At 75.8% G+C, this 3,585-nt stretch carries 4 protein-coding genes; all 4 read left to right on the top strand.

Going from position 1 to position 3,585, the window contains the following annotated elements:
• Nucleotides 1-367 precede the first annotated feature (367 nt).
• Nucleotides 368-718 carry an antibiotic biosynthesis monooxygenase family protein gene (locus ACTIDRAF_RS0205525; protein ID WP_039785968.1) on the top strand — a complete coding sequence of 117 codons (351 nt, stop codon included), beginning with the start codon at nucleotides 368-370 and terminating at the stop codon, nucleotides 716-718.
• Nucleotides 715-1,017 carry an antibiotic biosynthesis monooxygenase family protein gene (locus ACTIDRAF_RS27395; RefSeq protein ID WP_157162867.1) on the top strand — a complete coding sequence of 101 codons (303 nt, stop codon included), beginning with the start codon at nucleotides 715-717 and terminating at the stop codon, nucleotides 1,015-1,017. The genes ACTIDRAF_RS0205525 and ACTIDRAF_RS27395 overlap by 4 nt, the downstream gene beginning before the upstream one ends.
• A gap of 269 nt (nucleotides 1,018-1,286) precedes the next feature.
• Nucleotides 1,287-3,005, top strand: a complete 1,719-nt coding sequence (gene accA / locus ACTIDRAF_RS0205515; RefSeq protein WP_052168713.1) for an acetyl-CoA carboxylase carboxyltransferase subunit alpha/beta — start codon at nucleotides 1,287-1,289, stop codon at nucleotides 3,003-3,005.
• Nucleotides 3,002-3,520 carry an acetyl-CoA carboxylase biotin carboxyl carrier protein gene (gene accB / locus ACTIDRAF_RS27390; protein WP_016697721.1) on the top strand — a complete coding sequence of 173 codons (519 nt, stop codon included), beginning with the start codon at nucleotides 3,002-3,004 and terminating at the stop codon, nucleotides 3,518-3,520. The genes accA and accB overlap by 4 nt, the downstream gene beginning before the upstream one ends.
• The last annotated feature ends 65 nt before the right edge of the window (nucleotides 3,521-3,585 follow it).

Genomic DNA, 3,585 nt, shown 5'->3' with positions numbered 1-3,585 from the left:
ACCCGGTCATCGCCGTCGCGGCGCCGCCGGCCGGTGACCGGGACCTGCCGGGCGCCAGCGGTTCGGGGTCGGCGGCGGTCGCGGCACCGCTCCCGCCCCACCGCCCGCCGGCCGGGTCCGGTGTGCCGGGTCGCCCGGCCAGGGATCACGGGCCCACGGGGAGACGGCGCCGCGCGTCCCCGGGGCCGACCGGGAGGGGAGCGCTGCCCGACCGCCGGGCCGCGCCGGCCGGCCACCGCCGCCGGGACACCCCACCGGAGCGCCTCGGCGACCCCGGTGACCCGCCGGGTGCTCGGTCGGCGCCGGCCGCGGCCGGTTGCCGGGGCGTCCCCGTGACCGGCACCGCCGTGGACGGAGGCTCGTGCTGATGAGCGGGTCCGTGTTCCGGGTGCTGCTGCGGATCGAGGTGCACCCCGGGATGTCCGAGGGCTTCGAACGCGCGTGGGCGGAGGTCGGCGCCGCCGCCACCACCCATCCCGCCAACCTCGGCCAGTGGTTGGGCCGGGACGCCGAGAACCCCGACGTGTACTGGGTGCAGAGCGACTGGGTCGACGCGGCCGGGTTCCACGAGTTCGAGCACAGCCAGCGGCACGTCGTGCACCGCCGGAACCTGGGCCCGTTCCGCGCCGGGGGGTCGATGACGACGATGACGGTCCTGACCCACCTCCCACCCGGGCAGCGGGTGGGGAGCCACGCCGAGTGGGAGGCGGCCGGATGAGCGGTCCGATCCACGTCCTGCTGTTCCGCACGCACCCGGACCCCGACGAGGTGGCACGCGCCTACCGGCAGGTCAGCGCGGAGCTGCGCGGCCAGCCCGGGATGCTCGCCGACGAACTGCTCCGGTCGGTGTCCGAACCGGACGAGTACCTGTTGTCCAGCCGCTGGGAGAGCCTGGACGCGTTGCGGTCCTGGCAGCGCGGTGAGCAGCACGACCGGGTGCCGCCGTCGCTGCGCGTGCCGAGCGACCGCCCGCTGGCCGGGGGGTACGGCCTGTACCAGCCGGTCAGGGCGGGGTGAGGCGAGGGCCACGGGGTGGGGCGGCCCGCTCCCGTGGCCGTGCCCACCCCCTCCCCCCCCCAGTCCAGCCCGGCCCAGGTCCGCCGAACCCGGTCCAGTCCAGGGCCGAGTCCAGACCCCGTCCCCACCCCTGCACCTGACCTGTCCCCGGGAGTCCGGGCCCGGCCCGCCGCCACCCCTCGGCGCGACGTCCGGACACCCCCGATCGCCACCCAGTGATCGCCGCCGCCCGACCGGCCGGCGGCCCGAGCGGAGGGATCTCCAGGATCGTGCGGCTCACCACCGACCCCCGCACCGTCTCCGGCGGCACGGCCGAGACCGACGGTGCCTGGCTCGCCTGCTCAGGATGTCGAAGCCTGGTCTACCGCCGGCGCTACCTCCGGCTGCTCAACGTCTGCCCCGACTGCGGGCGGCATGGCGGACTCGCGGCCGCCACCCGCGCCGACCAGCTCCTGGACGCCGGATCCCCGGCGGAGATCGAGGTCCCCGAGGTCCCCCTCGACCCGCTCGGTTTCGTCGACCAGCGCCCCTACCCGCACAGGCTCCGCGACGCCGCCCGCGACACCGGGTCGCGGGACGCGGTCCGCTGCTACCGGGGGACCCTCCACGGCCAGCCCGTCGTGCTGGCCGCGATGGACTTCCGGTTCCTCGGAGGCAGCCTCGGCACGGCGGCGGGCGAGGCGGTGACCACGGCGGCGGAGACCGCACTGGACGAGGGCGTGCCGCTGCTGCTCGCCACCGCCTCGGGCGGTGCCCGGATGCAGGAGGGCGCGCTCGCCCTCATGCAGATGGCCAGGACCAGCGGGGCGATGGCGGACCTGGACGCGGCGGGCCTGCTGACGGTCACCCTCGTCACCGACCCCACCTACGGCGGGGTGGCCGCGTCCTTCGCCATGCTCTCCGACATCGTCGTCGCCGAACCGGGTGCCCGCATGGGGTTCGCCGGGCCGAGGGTCATCGCCCAGACGGTGCGGGAGAGCCTGCCCCCGGGGTTCCAGACCGCCGAGTTCCTGCTCCGCCACGGACTGATCGACGAGGTCCGCCCCCGCGCCGAACTGCGCGGGTTCCTGGGAACGGCCCTCGCCGTCGCCTGTGGACGCGCACCGGCCGACTGGGGCGCGGGCACCCCCGACCCGGTGGTGCGGGACCCGGACTCCCTGCCGGCCCGACCGGCGGCCGCGCGGGTCGACCTGGCCCGCCACCGCGACCGCCCCACCACCCTCGACCACCTCGGGCGGTGGCTCGACGGCTTCGTGGAGCTGCGCGGTGACCGGTTGGGAGCCGACTGCCCCGCGATCGTCGGGGGGATCGGCATCCTCGACGGGCTGCCCCTGCTGGTGCTGGGACACCAGAAGGGGCACGGCACCCGCGAACTCGTCGACCGCAACTTCGGCATGGCCACCCCCGGCGGCTACCGCAAGGCGCTGCGGCTGATGCGGCTCGCGGCCAAACTCCGGCTGCCCGTCCTCACCCTCGTGGACACCCCGGGGGCGCACCCGGGGGTGGACGCGGAGGAACAGGGCCAGTCCTACGTCATCGCCGAGTGCCTGCGCACCCTCGGCACATTGCCCGTGCCCGTCGTCAGCGTCATCACCGGGGAGGGCGGCAGCGGCGGTGCCCTGGCCCTCGCCGTGGCCGACGAGGTCCTGCTCTGCGAGAACGGCATCTACTCGGTGATCAGCCCGGAGGGCTGCGCGGCGATCCTGTGGAAGAGCCCGAACGCGGTCGACGCCGCCGCCCGCGCCCTGCGGCTGAACGCCGCCGACCTGCTGCGGCTCGGCGTCGTCGACGGGGTGGTCCCCGAACCGGACGGTGGCGCCCACCAGGACCCCCGCCGCGCCAGCGCGATCCTGCGGGACGCCGTGATCAGCGCCCTGAGCCGACACCGGACGACGGACCCCCACGACCTGGTCCGCGCCCGCAAACGGCGGTTCCGCCAGCTCGGAGCCGCCGACACCGGAACCGATCGGAGGGAGCCAGCACGATGACCGCACTGCACACCAGCGAACCGATCAGCGGCAACGGGGGCATGGGAACCACGGTGACCGGCTGCGGCGGGCCGGCCGCGTTGGACGCCGCCGTGCGCGCCGTCACCGAGACGCTCCGGTCCTCGACCGGAACGCCGAGACGGATACGGGTCCGCTGCGGGGAGGCGAGCATCGAGGTGGACTGGCGGTCCGGGGACGGCGACGCTGCTCCCACCGCCTCCCACGCCGCCGCGACCCCGGTGGCCGAGCCGGCCGCCGCCACCGGACATGTCCTCACCGCGCCGCTCGTCGGCACCTTCTACCGGGCCCCGGAACCCGGCGCGCGGCCGTTCGTGGAGGTCGGTGACCAGGTCGTCGTCGGCCAACAGGTGGGCATCGTGGAGGCGATGAAGCTGATGAACCCCCTGGAGGCCGACCACGCCGGTCGGGTCACCGAGATCCTCGTCGGTGACGCCGAACCGGTCGAGTACGGGCAACCGCTGTTGCGGGTCGAACCGGACGGGGAGCAGGAGTGATGGACGCCTCCCGAACGACCAGGCCCGGGGTACCCGCACCGTCCGGTCAGGCCCCACCCGAGGCC

The sequence above is a fragment of the Actinoalloteichus spitiensis RMV-1378 genome, from assembly GCF_000239155.1.
GTDB lineage: Bacteria > Actinomycetota > Actinomycetes > Mycobacteriales > Pseudonocardiaceae > Actinoalloteichus_B > Actinoalloteichus_B spitiensis.
The sequence above is the reverse complement of the archived record's forward strand: the minus strand, read 5'-3'. Positions and strand labels throughout refer to the sequence as shown.

Coding starts and splice junctions, on each gene's coding strand:
- ACTIDRAF_RS27395 (WP_157162867.1), top strand. CDS start 715: ATGAGCGGTCCGATCCACGTCCTGCTGTTCCGCACGCACCCGGACCCC.
- accB (WP_016697721.1), top strand. CDS start 3,002: ATGACCGCACTGCACACCAGCGAACCGATCAGCGGCAACGGGGGCATG.
- ACTIDRAF_RS0205525 (WP_039785968.1), top strand. CDS start 368: ATGAGCGGGTCCGTGTTCCGGGTGCTGCTGCGGATCGAGGTGCACCCC.